The sequence below is a fragment of the Clostridium thermosuccinogenes genome (assembly GCF_002896855.1).
In the GTDB taxonomy this organism is placed as follows: Bacteria; Bacillota; Clostridia; order Acetivibrionales; family DSM-5807; genus Pseudoclostridium; species Pseudoclostridium thermosuccinogenes.
This window is the reverse complement of record NZ_CP021850.1, coordinates 2,131,323-2,145,050: the sequence shown is the minus strand read 5'-3', so window position 1 is coordinate 2,145,050 and position 13,728 is coordinate 2,131,323. Positions and strand designations below refer to the sequence as shown.

Here is a 13,728-nt window from a genome sequence, read left to right as displayed (position 1 = left end):
TATTCATAATGCTATTACAAAGGAAAATATGTATGAAAAGAACTTCAGCTATGGATTTGATTGAACAGGTAAAGCTTTTTCCTCCAAAGCCTGGCGTATATATCATGAAAGATTCCTTAGGAAATATAATATATGTAGGCAAGGCCAAAAAGTTAAAAAACAGGGTGATACAGTACTTTTACAACCAAAGGGACAGATCACCAAAAATAAACGCTTTGGTGGAGAACATCCACAGCATAGAATATATTTTGACAGATACCGAACTGGAAGCGTTTATAACAGAATGCAGGCTGATAAAGGAAATAAAGCCCAAATATAATTCGCAATTGAAAAATGACAGGAGATATACTTACATAAAAATCAGCATGTCAGAAAGGTTTCCCCGGGTATCTGTTGCTGCTGAAAAAGATGATGACGGTTCCTTGTTTTTCGGACCGTACACGAGCCTTAGCAGTGTGGAGAGGGTCGTATCCTTCATAAAAGAATGTTATCCTATAAGGAAATGCAGCAGGATGCCTTCCGCAGGAAAATCGTCAGGATGCCTTAATTACAGTTTGGGCATATGCATGGGAGCTTGCAGGAAGGATGCCGACCATGACGCTTATAGGAAATGCATTGAAAATATTGTGCTCTTTCTCGAAGGAAAGGACAACTCGGTTGTAGAATCCATAAAGGAAAAAATCAGCCAGGCAGCCGACAGGCTGGACTTTGAAAAGGCTGCAAAGTACAGGGATGATTTGAGGGCCATCAGGCATGTTTTAAGCAAGCAAATGCTGATTGAGTCTTCGTCCAAAAGAAGGAATATAATAGCGATAGAACCTACAGGAAAGAGCAGCTTAAAAATATTTCTTTTCAAAGGCAATCGATTGATGGGCGCTGAATCGTTTTTTATGGAAAGCGCCGACAAAGAGGATGTATTGGAGTATTTAAAGAGCATCATATTAAAAGGCTTTAAAAATAGCGGTTTATGTGTGGGCGGTGTCCTGAGCCGTCAGGAAATCGACGAAGCCCAGATAATATATTCCTATCTAAGAAAGAACAAAAATAATATTATGAGCTTTTGGATACCTTCCAGCTGGCTTGTGGAAGGAAATCCAAGGCTGAGAACAGGTCTTTGCAAGATTGCGGACAGAATTTTAGTAACGGAACATGCTTAATTAAAATTATAATTTTATCTTTGGAGGAGTTTTGTGAAATTTGATTTGGTTAAAGCTTCCCGAAAGCTTTCGGAAATTGATCTGAAAATTGTAGCAGGAAAGCTAGACATAGATGTTTTATGGTTCAGGGCGATGATCCATGACGGAGACTGGCATATAAACAGGCATACCCATTCATCTTATGAATTTCATTTTATAGCTTCAGGGGGATGCTCAGTCGTGCTGGACGACGGTGAGTTTGAAGCAAAAGAGGGGGAATTCTATCTTACTGCCCCGGGGGTTTTCCATGAGCAGCGGAGTATCGGTGACGGTAAGATGGTGGAATACTGCATCAATTGTGATATAAACCTGACAGATGACGCACCTTCGGAGGAAAAATTCATTCTGGAGATTTTACGAGACACTCCCTGCAGAAGCTTCAAGGATGCCCACGGCTCGATAGAGCTTTTTAACAGGGCGCTGGAAGAAGCATATTACCAGCATGCCGGTTATTATACAAATATAAAGAGCCTTGCTACTATGATCATAACCGCAGCATCAAGGGCAATGAGTGAAAGTGTGCCTATTAGATATAGTGTACCGTTGAAAAACAGAAAAAGTGATTATAGGATTGAGCAAATTGAGAAGTTCATCGACGATAACATATCAAATGCCATAACAGTCGGTGATGTGGCTAAATACATGCATTTGAGCGAAAAGCAGGTGCTCCGGATTGTAAGGGAAGCAAAAGGAACCTCCGTCAAGGATTTGATCGTGAAGTCCAAATTTCAAAAAGCCCGTGAGCTTTTAAGAGAAACGGACTTGTCTTTAAAACAGATATCCGACATGCTTGGATTTTCCAGCGAATATTATTTTAATCAGTTTTTCAAGAGGGAGGAAGGCTATCCGCCAGGCTGCTTCAGGTATAATACTCAAAAACCAAATGTCTGAAAATATTAAAGAATAGTCCATTTTTAGAATTTAGACTTTCAGACCATACTATATAATAATAACTAGCGAGGTTATGTTTGTAGATTGCATAAAAATACTTCGCGGTCAACATCTTATGATTTTTTGCTTTGAATCAGATTGCTATTAAATCATAAGTAAGATATAGAAAGGAGAATAAACATGTATTTTACAGAGGAAAGGATAAAGAGAATCCTCCATGAGTTGTCCGGATACATATACCCTGACACTGAGAAGATTCCCTCATACAAAATGAAGCAGGGAAACTTCAAAGGGGGAGAGCAGGTAGATCTCGATGACTCTTCCTGGGACACTTTCACTGCAGGAGAACGCTGGGGAGGAAGAGATATCCACTACTGGTTCAGGACAGATGTGGTAATACCTGACAGATTTGATGGCAAAACTGTCGTTTTTGAAATCAAGACAGGAAAAGAAAAAGCATGGGATGCTACAAACCCACAGTTTCTGATCTACCTCAACGGAAAGCTCATCCAGGGTCTTGACGTCAACCACCGCCAGATTGTGATAACGGAAAAGGCAAAAAGTGGTGATAAATACAAGATAGCTCTTCATGCATACTCAGGAATGGAAGATTCCCTTTCACTGCTGGAAACACAGCTTGCAGTGCTTGACAGGAATGTGGAAAAGCTGTACTACGATATAAAGGTGCCTCTTGATATAGCACTCCTTCAGGATAGCCAGGATAAAAGGCGTATTGACATATTGAATTATCTGAATGATGCAATCAATATGCTTGACTTGAGAAAGCCGCATTCACCGGAATTCAATAAGTCAGTCCTGGAAGCTGATGCTTATCTGGACAGCGAATTTTACAAGAAGTATTGCGGAGTAGATGATGTAATAGCTACCTGTGTAGGACATACCCACATAGACGTAGCATGGCTCTGGACTGTATCCCAGACCAGGGAAAAAGCTGCAAGGAGCTTCTCAACCGTTATAAACCTCATGAAGCAATATCCTGAATATATATTCATGTCCAGCCAGCCTCAGCTTTACAAGTTCGTGAAGGAAGATCATCCGGAACTGTATGAGGAGATCAAGAAAATGATTGCCGAAGGCCGCTGGGAACCGGAAGGAGCCATGTGGCTTGAAGCAGACTGTAACCTCTCATCCGGTGAGTCCCTGGTAAGGCAGGTACTTTTCGGCACACGCTTCTTCGAAGAAGAGTTCGGCATAAAGAGCAAAGTGCTCTGGCTCCCCGACGTTTTCGGATACAGTGCTGCACTGCCCCAGATTCTCAAGAAATCCGGCATTGATTATTTCATGACTACCAAAATAAGCTGGAACGAATACAACAAGGTGCCATATGATACCTTCATGTGGAAAGGTATGGACGGAACTGAAATATTGACCCATTTTATTACCACTAAGGATGCGGGTTTCAAGCTTAATGACCATTTCACCACCTATAATGGAGATATTAAACCCAGCCAGGTAAAAGGCGCTTGGGACAGATACCAGCAGAAGGATATAAACAATGACGTCCTCATTTCCTTCGGATATGGTGACGGAGGCGGCGGACCGACCAAGGAAATGCTCGAGAATGCAAGAAGGATGGAAAAAGGAATACCCGGATGTCCGAAAGTTCAGATGGGTAAATCCCTGGACTATTTTAAAAGGCTGGAAAAGAAGGTGTCCGGCAACAGAAGGCTGCCTAAATGGGTAGGAGAGCTTTATCTCGAGTACCACAGAGGTACTTATACTTCCATGGCCAGAAATAAGAAGTACAACAGAAAGAGCGAGTTCCTCTATCAGAATGCAGAGCTTCTGTCAGTTATAAACCAGGCTGCGGCAGGTGCGCCGGAATACCCTGCTAAGGAACTCAACGGTGGTTGGGAGACCATACTTCTGAACCAGTTCCATGATATCCTGCCCGGTTCATCAATTAAAGAGGTTTATGAGGATTCACAGAAGGATTACCTCAGAATACTGGATGAAGGAAAGCAGCTTGTGGATAAGGCTTTATGCGGTATCGCCGGCAGCATCGACCTTAAGGAAAAGTCAGTTGTGGCGTTCAACACATTGAGCTATGACAGGACAGATATAGTTGAGTTCGATTTGCCTGAGGGTTATGAAAACATAGAAATAAGCGATTACAACGGAAAGGTTATGCCGAGCCAGATTGTTTGCGGTACTGGAAAAGATGAAGCAGGCCGCAAAAAGGTGATCTTCCTGGCAGAGAATATTCCTGCTAAGGGATACAAGGCATTTAAGATCTCCAAAGCATCGGGAAATGCCAACGCAGCAAGTCCTGTAGTTGCAGACAAGAATGGCTTCAGCAACAAGTATTTCGATGTGAAGCTGGATGAACAGCTCAACATCACTTCCATCTATGACAAGGTGAACAACAGGGAAGTGTTGAAGGAAGGACAGAGGGCAAACGTACTCCAGGCCTTTGAAGATAAGCCACACAATTTCGATGCTTGGGATATAAACATTTACTACCAGGAGAAAATGTGGGAAGTAAATGATGTTCAGAGCGTGGAACTCGTTGAAAACGGCCCTGTAAGGACTACCCTGAAAGTAACAAGGAAGTTCCTGGATTCAACAATCACACAATATATGCATGTATACAGCGATATTCCAAGAATAGATTTTGCCAATGTTATCGACTGGAAGGAAAAGCAGGTGCTTCTGAAAGCTGCTTTCCCGGTAGATGTTCATTCCGATAAGGCAACCTATGAAATACAGTACGGAAATGTTGAAAGACCTACACATTGGAATACCAGCTGGGATTATGCAAGGTTTGAGGTATGCGCTCACAAATGGGCAGACCTGTCGGAAGACGGCTATGGCGTGAGCTTGCTTAACGACTGCAAATACGGACATGACATAAAAGACGGTGTCATGAGGCTCACTCTGCTTAAATCAGCAACCAGTCCTAACGTGGATGCTGACAGGGAAATGCATGAATTCACTTATTCCATTTATCCTCATGCCGGAGACTGGAAGGATGCCGGTACAGTAAAGATGGCTTATGAGCTCAACTGCCCTGTATATGCGAAGGTTGAAGATGCCCATAAGGGTAGTCTGCCGGTGGAATTCTCACTCCTTAGCGTTGACAAGGAAAATGTTGTAGTAGAGGTTGTGAAGAAGGCAGAAAAAGGAGACGAAATGATTGTAAGGCTTTACGAGTGCTATAACAGAAGGTCGGATGTAACTCTGAAATTCTTCAAGAATGTTTCCAAGGTATGGGAATGCGACCTCCTGGAGAACAACATAAGCGAAGTTGCAACTGACGGCAACAGCTTCAAGTTCAGCATCAAGCCTTATGAGATCAAGACATTCAAGATATCAATATAACTCCATGAGCCGGTTTATGTAATGTAAATCGGCATAAAGATCCCCATAATTTTACAGCTCTCTTGGCATAAGTCAGTTTAAAAGACTGTTTATGCTAAGGGAGCTTATTTTTGTGCAATTTTTCCTTCATACTCCTGTTCTTTTTTTTATTTATATGGTATTATATTGTGAAAAGATTAAAAACATAAATATGTAAATAAACTGAGCTGGTTTAATGGACAACTGCTTTGTTTAATTAAAATTAATTCTACATAGAATTGACAGAGGTGTTACTATAATGCTTAACTTTAAAAAAGCTGTTGCTGACGTGCTGGACAACATAATAGAACCCTTGGATTCCCAGCAAATATTTGACATACTGGAACTGCCTCCGAACCCCGAAATGGGTGATCTGGCCCTACCGTGTTTTAAACTCAGCAAAATCATGAGGAGATCTCCCGTACAGATCGCTCAGGAACTGGCAGAAAAGCTTCAGGTTTCCGAATACATAGATAAGGTTGAAGCCGTATCCGGCTATCTCAATATATTCTTTATTAAAAGCGCCTTTATCAAGGAAGTGCTGGAAAGCGCGATAAAAGAAAAGGATAAGTATGGCTCGCAGGATGTCGGCAAGGGCAAAACCGTTGTTATAGATTATTCGGCGCCCAATATTGCAAAGCCTTTTCATGTAGGCCATCTCCGTTCGACGGTGATAGGTAACTCCCTGTATAAGATATTTGAGTTCATGGGATACAATTGTGTGGGTGTAAACCATCTCGGAGACTGGGGTACACAGTTCGGCAAGCTTATCGTTGCATATAAGAAATGGGGCAGCAGGGAAAAGGTAGAGAAAGATCAGATAAAGGAGCTTATGGCCTTATATGTCAGATTCCACGATGAGGCGGAAAAAAATCCGGAACTGGATGATGAAGCGAGAGCCTGGTTTACAAAAATGGAGCGGGGAGACCAGGAAGCCTTGGAATTGTGGAAGTGGTTTAAGGATATAAGCCTCAAAGAGTTTGACAGAGTTTACAAGGTACTGGGTGTATCCTTTGATTCCTATGCAGGAGAGAGCTTCTACAATGATAAGATGGATGCCACCGTAGAGGAGCTTAAGCAGAAGAATCTTCTAAAAGAAAGCGAAGGAGCGCAGATTGTAGACCTTGAGGAATATGGAATGCCTCCGTGCATAATTCTTAAAAAGGACGGAAGCACCTTATATGCGACAAGGGATATAACCGCAGCCATATACAGAAAGAACACTTATGATTTTGACAAGTGCATTTATGTGACAGGCGCCAGTCAAAGTCTGCATTTCCAGCAGTGGTTTAAAGTTATCGAGCTTATGGGATACCCGTGGGCTAAAAACCTGATTCATGTGCCTTTCGGTATAGTGAGCCTGGGTGGTGAGAAACTGGCAACCCGAAAAGGAAAAGTAGTGCTGCTGGAAGACATACTGAATGAAGCCATCAAAAAAACACGGGAAATAATCGAGGAAAAAAGCCCGAATATGGAAAACAAAGATGAAACTGCCCGGGAAATAGGCGTTGGCGCAGTAATATTCAGTGACTTGAGCAACAACCGCATAAAGGACGTTTCTTTTACTTGGGACGAAGCGCTTAATTTTGACGGAGAGACCGGACCATATGTGCAGTATACCCATGCCAGAACCTGCAGCGTGCTTAACAAAGCGGGCATGGAGCCTTCTTCCGAGTTTAATGCGGAACTGCTCAGTACAAAGGAAGAATATCAGTTGGTAAAAACCCTGTATCAGTTCCCGGAAAAGGTAATTCAGGCAATGAACGACCTGGAACCTTCGGTGATAACCCGGTATCTCGTGGATGTAGCCCAGGATTTCAACCGTTTTTATCATGAGCATTCCATTCTGGTGGAGGATCAGGAACTCAGAAAAGCACGCCTTGCATTGGTGGCAGCAACAAGGATAACACTGTCCAATGGTTTGAAGCTGATTGGATTGAGCGCTCCGGAAAGAGTATGACCAATAAAGCCAAACAGCCGGTATCCGAAAAAACGGATATCGGCTGTCTAGTTTCTGATGCATATGTTTTTACAGGCTTCTGCTGCAAATATTACTAAAACAACTGATGCATGTACTTTTGCAACTTCTTCTGAAATATTGCTGAATACCTCTGATGCATATTACTCTTCGAACTTCTGCTGCAAATCTTCTTAAAAACTGCTGCTGTATGCATTTCTGCTAATCCTTGCTGCATGTACTGTTTCGAACTTGTACTGCAAATATTCCTGCAAATCTGCTGCATTATTTTGTGGGTAAGAACTTTGTATATTGCTGTACGATATATATCTACCCAGGTTAAGAGATTATAAACAAAAAAATTAATAGGAAATTAATACTAAAAACTGAGGTTTACAACTGTTGACAAGCAGTATAAACTATGATATTTAAGTCATATGATTATGAGGAGGTAAAGGACATGATATATATCGGCACATCGGGCTACTCATACAAAGACTGGATAGGACCCTTTTACCCTGAAGGAATAAAGGATTCATACATGCTGGAGTATTATTCGCAGCATTTTAATTTCACTGAGGTGAATTCGACTTATTATCACATGCCCAGGCTTCAATTGTTTGAAAGCCTTAATAAAAAAACCCCCGATGGCTTCAAATTTGCGGTAAAGCTCTTCGGAGGATTCACCCATGAACGGAGTGCCGGAGCTTTGGAAGCACAGCAGTTTAATTATGCCCTTTTACCTCTTATTGAGAGCGGAAAACTCACTTGCCTGCTGGCCCAGTTTCCGTATTCCTTCCACTATAACGAGAAAAATATGGAACACCTCAAAAGGCTTAAAGAGTGGTTTGAGAACATCGAAGTGGTAATAGAGTTCAGAAACCGGGAATGGATAAGATCGGAGACAATGCAGTTTCTCAAAAAGGAAGGACTGGGATATGTTTGTGTAGATGAACCGGATATAAAAGGCCTTATAAAGAATGTCACGGCAGTAACCTCCAGGATTTCCTACTTGCGCATGCATGGGAGGAATGCTCAGAAATGGTATGGGAGCGAGGGTTCCGACAGGTATAACTATTTGTATAGCAAGGATGAACTGATGGAGTGGGTTCCAAGGATAAAAGAGATGGAGAAGATGTCCTCCATAACATTGGTTGCTTTCAACAACCACCCTATCGGGAAAGCCATTATAAACGCCCGGGAGCTTACTGATATGCTCCTGATTTGAAATCAACCACGTAAATATACCCTGGCAGCTACCATAATATACCATTTATTGTTTGATATCGATTCTTTCCATTTGGCTTGGAGTTCCTTTTTCGAAAAAGCTTGCACAACGAGTTAATTTAAAATAATTCTTGGAAATATTTCTTATCTAAAGTTTGACAATTTTTTTTCTTAAAGGTATAATGTTTGTGGAAGAAAAATCAAAAAGTGGCTGAATCCCTGTTAATGGGTTACGGAGGAACCAGATTTTTGGGGTGAATCCAGACTATAGGTTATACACCAAGTGGGAAACAACGGATGAACAGCGATGCCATAGGAGGAACGGCTAATATAATATATGGCATATCGCTGAAAATTATGCTTAATCATATTTGATTCATTTTCCTGATATGATCGCATTTTCCGTGTATAATGTTTCTCGCTTATGGGAAATTTCCGGTCTGGTAGGGGTGTGTCCTATACCCGAGCCCGACAGCTAACTTCGGAAGCCAATAGGAGGACAGATGATGATGACCGGTTTGAAGAAATTGCTTGTCAGTGTATCTGTGTTTGTACTGACTCTTTGTTTGTGGACAGTTAGTACTTACGCAGAGGAGGCCAGCGGAAACACAGGAACTATCACGGGAAGTGTGGTCAATCTTAGGGAGGAGCCGAGTACTTCTGCGAAAGTATTGGACAAGCTTCCAAAAGGAACCGAAGTGAATGTGCTTTCCAGTTCGGACGTTTGGTATAAGGTATCATATGACGGCAAGACGGGATGGGTGCATGGCGACTATTTGCATGTCGTGGAAAAAACGATAGGAATAGGCACCGTCACCGTAGATGTACTGAATGTAAGAAGCAAGCCGGATGTAACATCGGATGTGCTATCCCAGATTCACAAAGGAACTAAGGTTGCGGTATTAACCCAGTCCGGAGACTGGTATAAAATTAAAACTACCGATGGTACCGCAGCATGGGTTGCCAGTGAGTATTTGACATTGGACACTTCCGCCGCATCCAGAGGCGGAGATGCTGAAAGAGATGTCAAAATATTGGATGTGAGCACTTCCACTGGACAAAAAATAGTGGAGTATGCCAAAAAATTTATGGGTGTGAAATATGTTTACGGAGGAACAAGCCCCAATGGGTTTGACTGCTCAGGTTTTGTGCAGTATGTGTTTAAGCACTTTGGCATAAAATTGAACCGTACAGCTGCAGATCAAGCAAAACATGGAACTAAAGTGAGCAAATCTGAGCTGGAAATAGGCGATCTGGTATTTTTTGGTTCCAGCAGCTACATAAATCATGTAGGCATCTACATAGGAAATGGGAAATTCATACATGCTGAATCTGAACGCAGTGGTGTAACCATTACGAACCTTTCCGAAAGCTATTATGCCAGAAGTTATGTGACAGCAAGAAGGATACTGTAATCATATTGGACTTAGGCGCTTCTTTTTTGGAAGCGCTTTTTGTTATAGAGGTGGTATGTGAAAAGGCCATTGTCTTTGCTTTCAGTTGCACTTATTGCTGGAATTGTAGTGGCTTATTTAAGCAATTCTTTCCTAATCGCCGCAGCATCAATAGCAGTTCTGTCCTTCATCTTCATACTGGCCAGTTCCCGGCATGCCACAGCAGCAAACGTTATGATTGGTGCCTTGATTTTTTACTCGCTCGGCGCTTTTGAATACCTGTACATCAATAATTCCAATGAAGAAAAATTCAAGGAATTTTCCGGCTGTCAGGTTACCATTTCCGGATACATAATTACCGAGCCTGATATAAGGGATTCAAGGGTCAGCTATATAATAAAAACTGTAAGCATTAAAACCGATCATAAGGAAAAGAAAGTATCCGGCAAGGTGCTCCTCAATACATTGAACAGCCCGGAAAACAAGCTGCTGGATTATGGGAGGCAAATAGAAGTAAGCGGCCGCCTCAATATGCCAAAAGGAAAGAGGAACCCCGGAGGTTTTGACTATAGAAAATACCTGGCTCAGTCGGGCGTTTCGGCAACTATCTATGCCACCGGCAATAATATTAAAGAAGGTAGTGGAAAGCACATTTCCAGGTTTGCCATGGTGGGAATGGCACTTAGAAACCGCATTATCGGCACAATTGAAAAGAGCCTGCCTCCGCAGCAGGCCGGGCTGCTTAACGGTATGCTGATTGGATACAGGGGAGGCCTGGACAAAACGGTGCAGGGAGCTTTCAGCGATGCAGGGCTGACCCATATCATGGCAGTTTCCGGAGCTAATGTAGCCTTTATCGTCATGCCTTTGCTGTTTGTTTTTAAAAGGCTTGGGATGAGGCAGAGGATGGCAAACAGCATAGTGATAGCTGTGCTGGTGATATTTGTTTATGTGACAGGCTTTTCACCGTCGGTGCTGAGAGCCGTTATAATGGCGGTTACAGTGCTGGTAGGTCAGATATTGAGAAGGGATTCGGATATATTCACCGGCATATCCCTGGCAGCTATACTGCTTCTCCTTTATAATCCTAATACCTTGTTTGACATCGGATTCCAGCTTTCTTTCGGTGCTACCCTTTCCCTCGTACTGTTCAACAAGGGGATAAAGGCTAAAATCGACCGTCTGCATTTGCCCAACTTCATATCCGATGTGCTGTCTGCAACTTTGGCGGCTCAAATTGGCGTACTTCCAATAACCGTATATTACTTTAATAAAATATCACTAATATCGCTGCTGACAAATATACTGGTAGTTCCTATTACCGAGATAATAACAATCCTTGGATTTGCCATGGCTGCGCTGGGGCAGATAAACATCGTATGCTCGAAGCTGCTAGGTTATGTCAATACGGTTTTTCTCTCCTTCATATTATATGTCTGCCAATTATCCACCCAGCTGCCCTTTGCCACTATAAGAGTGGTTACTCCGCCTCTTCCCCTTATAGTGCTGTATTATCTTTTCCTTCTTTATATTTTCAAGTTCAGGGAGTGGTTTAAACTTAATCTTAAGTTTAAGCACTATCTGGCCGCTTTCGGCTGCATTCTTGCCGTCTGCCTGATCTTTATTTCTTTGCCCGGAAAGCTGGAGGTGGTATTTACTGATGTGGGGCAGGGGGATTCGGCTTTTATAAAAACAAGCGGTGGAGCTACGGTACTGATTGACGGAGGCGGGAGCAGCAGCAAACCGGGCAGCAACGAAAGCAATATCGGAGAAACCACAATTATACCGTTTTTATTGGATTACGGGGTGACAAAGCTGGATGCGGTGGTGGCTTCCCATGGGCATGATGACCATATACAGGGTTTGATTCCTGTGTTGAAGGAGTTTAACGTGGACAATCTAATAATACCTGATTGCCCTGACAAAAAAGAGCTGGGTTTGCTGATTTCAATTTCAAAAGCCAGGGGAATAAATGTGGAAGCATGTGATAAGGGAGATGAGATATGGCTTGATAAAAATACCTATTTCAGCACGCTGCACCCGGATAAAAATATCTCAATAACCGAATCGGCTTTAAATAATCTATCTTTAGTGCTAAAATTGAATTATGGCAATACCAGCATACTTTTTACCGGAGATATAGAAAAGGAAGCAGAAGAGCTGCTGGTGGAAAGCAAAGCGGACGTGACGGCCGACGTTTTGAAAGTGGCCCATCACGGTTCCAATACTTCAACAACTGAAGAGTTTCTGGAAGCAGTAAAACCCAAGGCAGCGGTTATAAGCGTTGGAAAGAACAATTTCGGGCATCCTTCGGAGCGTGTTCTGGAAGAGCTTGAAAATAACGGTGTCAAGATATTCAGGACCGACGAAAGAGGAGCCATAATCCTGAAATCTGACGGTAAGAGTATAGATATAAAAGGTTTTATAAAGGTGAAAGAATGAGAGCCAAGGAAGAAAAAAACAGCATTGAAGAACTGAAAGCGGATATAAAAAACAATAAAATAAGAAAAGCATATATATTTTATGGCCCTGAAGAATATCTAAAAAAGTATTATCTGGGCAGCATAGAAAATTTGCTGCTTTCCAAGGAAATGGAACAGCTTAATAAAATCGTTATTGAAGGTAAGTGTGAGCAGTCTAAAATTATCGAGGCTTGTGAGACCATGCCTGTCTTTTCTGAAAGGAAAATAGTGCTGGTCAAAAACTCAGGCCTTTTCAAAGCAAGCAAAAAACAGGATGCCGGAAGTACCAAAACAAAAGGAAAAGGCTCAGCAAAAAATCCCGATGAGGATCTTGGATTATATATAGAGAATATGCCGGCCTATACCTGCCTGATTTTTTATGAGGAAGAAATCGACAAGAGGGTAAAACTGGTAGATGCGGTGAAAAAAAATGGTCTCATAGTGGAGTTTCCCCTGCAAAAGCCCGTCGATCTCGCCAAATGGGTTATAAAAGTGCTGAAATCGTATCATAAAGAGATTGATATGATGACAGCTTCGCAGCTTGTAGACAATAGTGAGCAGGGAATGACAGAGCTCCTGAATGAAATAAACAAGCTGGTCTCATATCTTGGCGACCGGGTTCAAGTGAGCAGCAAAGACATTGAAGAAATCTGCTCAAAATCCGTAAAGGGGAGGATTTTTGATCTCACCGATGCTATAGCTGAAAAAAATACGGTTAAGGCTATTAAACTTCTGAATGATATGCTGATACTAAAAGAGCCTTTGCCCAAAATTCTTATTATGATAACCCGGCAGCTCAGGCAGATTATGGAAATGAAGCTTCTTACCGCCTCCGGACTTACCAAAAGTCAAGCTGCTTCAAAGATCGGTCTTACACCTTATGCTTCAGGAAAAATCTTTAAGCAGGCGGAAGGATTCACCATTGAGAGGTTGAAGGAAGTTATCAACGACAGCCTGGAGATGGATCTTGCTATCAAAACAGGCAAAATCAACGACAGGATAGCAGTGGAACTATTTATAACAAAATTTTGTGAAAACCTTTAAAATAAGATTTTCCAAGTCCCTCTTGCTGCCTATAGGGTAAAAGAAGGTTATAAGAATACCCTCATGTCGGTTAAATTTGAGACCATAATGATCATATAAGATAAACTACTGGATAAAACCAGGATAAACTATACAGGATAGATTACAGGATAAACTACAATGAATAAAGGAAAACCGGAATAAATAAAAAGGCTGTC

8 protein-coding genes and 1 riboswitch are annotated in these 13,728 nt (G+C 42.1%); all 8 genes read left to right on the top strand.

Translation table 11 applies throughout. The annotated features are described in order from the left end of the window. The first annotated feature begins 32 nt into the window (after nucleotides 1-32). The 8 genes from CDO33_RS09435 (at nucleotide 33) to holA (ending at nucleotide 13,531) form a co-directional block, all read left to right on the top strand. Nucleotides 33-1,157 carry a UvrB/UvrC motif-containing protein gene (locus CDO33_RS09435; RefSeq protein WP_161496481.1) on the top strand — a complete coding sequence of 375 codons (1,125 nt, stop codon included), beginning with the start codon at nucleotides 33-35 and terminating at the stop codon, nucleotides 1,155-1,157. Between the two features lie 33 nt (nucleotides 1,158-1,190). Continuing rightward, nucleotides 1,191-2,087, top strand: coding sequence for an AraC family transcriptional regulator (locus CDO33_RS09430; RefSeq protein ID WP_202849494.1), 897 nt, complete (start codon nucleotides 1,191-1,193; stop codon nucleotides 2,085-2,087). Between the two features lie 180 nt (nucleotides 2,088-2,267). Next, on the top strand, nucleotides 2,268-5,429 hold the full coding sequence (locus tag CDO33_RS09425; RefSeq protein WP_103081240.1) for an alpha-mannosidase: 3,162 nt from the start codon (nucleotides 2,268-2,270) through the stop codon (nucleotides 5,427-5,429). A 277-nt stretch (nucleotides 5,430-5,706) separates the two neighbouring features. Further along, a complete protein-coding gene (gene argS / locus CDO33_RS09420) occupies nucleotides 5,707-7,407 on the top strand; it encodes an arginine--tRNA ligase (protein WP_103081239.1) in 1,701 nt (566 codons plus the stop codon). 457 nt (nucleotides 7,408-7,864) lie between these two features. Next, complete coding sequence (locus CDO33_RS09415; RefSeq protein WP_103081238.1) at nucleotides 7,865-8,632, top strand: DUF72 domain-containing protein; 768 nt, start codon at nucleotides 7,865-7,867, stop codon at nucleotides 8,630-8,632. Between the two features lie 198 nt (nucleotides 8,633-8,830). Then, nucleotides 8,831-9,136: riboswitch (cyclic di-AMP (ydaO/yuaA leader) on the top strand. Continuing rightward, nucleotides 9,135-10,046: a C40 family peptidase gene (locus tag CDO33_RS09410; RefSeq protein WP_103081237.1), complete on the top strand. Its 912-nt coding sequence runs from the start codon at nucleotides 9,135-9,137 to the stop codon at nucleotides 10,044-10,046. (Overlaps the previous riboswitch by 2 nt.) Nucleotides 10,047-10,103: 57 nt before the next feature. Then, nucleotides 10,104-12,467 (top strand): DNA internalization-related competence protein ComEC/Rec2, encoded by a 2,364-nt coding sequence (locus CDO33_RS09405; protein WP_103081236.1) that lies wholly within the window; start codon nucleotides 10,104-10,106, stop codon nucleotides 12,465-12,467. Beyond that, the gene (gene holA, locus CDO33_RS09400) at nucleotides 12,464-13,531 is read left to right on the top strand and encodes a DNA polymerase III subunit delta (RefSeq protein ID WP_103081235.1); all 1,068 of its coding nucleotides are present in this window, start codon (nucleotides 12,464-12,466) and stop codon (nucleotides 13,529-13,531) included. Before CDO33_RS09405 ends, holA begins: the two co-directional genes overlap by 4 nt. Nucleotides 13,532-13,728 lie beyond the last annotated feature (197 nt).

Coding starts and splice junctions, on each gene's coding strand:
- CDO33_RS09435 (WP_161496481.1), top strand. CDS start 33: ATGAAAAGAACTTCAGCTATGGATTTGATTGAACAGGTAAAGCTTTTT.
- CDO33_RS09425 (WP_103081240.1), top strand. CDS start 2,268: ATGTATTTTACAGAGGAAAGGATAAAGAGAATCCTCCATGAGTTGTCC.
- argS (WP_103081239.1), top strand. CDS start 5,707: ATGCTTAACTTTAAAAAAGCTGTTGCTGACGTGCTGGACAACATAATA.
- CDO33_RS09415 (WP_103081238.1), top strand. CDS start 7,865: ATGATATATATCGGCACATCGGGCTACTCATACAAAGACTGGATAGGA.
- CDO33_RS09410 (WP_103081237.1), top strand. CDS start 9,135: ATGATGATGACCGGTTTGAAGAAATTGCTTGTCAGTGTATCTGTGTTT.
- holA (WP_103081235.1), top strand. CDS start 12,464: ATGAGAGCCAAGGAAGAAAAAAACAGCATTGAAGAACTGAAAGCGGAT.